Source organism: Ruminococcus sp. 210702-SL.1.03 (assembly GCF_020559915.1).
Taxonomy (GTDB): domain Bacteria; phylum Bacillota; class Clostridia; order Oscillospirales; family Ruminococcaceae; genus YE71.
In genome coordinates this window covers 1-297 of record NZ_JAJCLZ010000154.1, presented here as the reverse complement: position 1 = coordinate 297, position 297 = coordinate 1, and the positions used below count along the sequence as shown (strand labels likewise).

Sequence of the window (297 nt, the reverse complement as noted above, 5' to 3'; positions counted from 1 at the left end):
GCCTTTCGGGTATGAAAGAAGCCGTAAATACGGCATTTCCACAGACAGAATTACAACGTTGTATCGTTCATCAGGTGTGAAATACGCTGAAATACGTTGGCGAAAAAAACAAGAAAGAATTTGCCAGCGATTTGAAAACAATTTACCATGCGCCGTCTGAGGACGCTGCGCTTGAACAGCTTGAGCGTGTGACGGAGAAGTGGGAAAAGGATTATCCCAATGCAATGAAAAGCTGGTACAAAAATTGGGACGTCATATCGCCGATTTTTAAGTTTTCAGCGGAGGTCAGAAAGGTCA

At 43.8% G+C, this 297-nt stretch carries 1 pseudogene; it reads left to right on the top strand.

Going from position 1 to position 297, the window contains the following annotated elements:
• A pseudogene (locus tag LI114_RS13900) lies at positions 1–297 on the top strand (transposase); the annotation flags it as partial.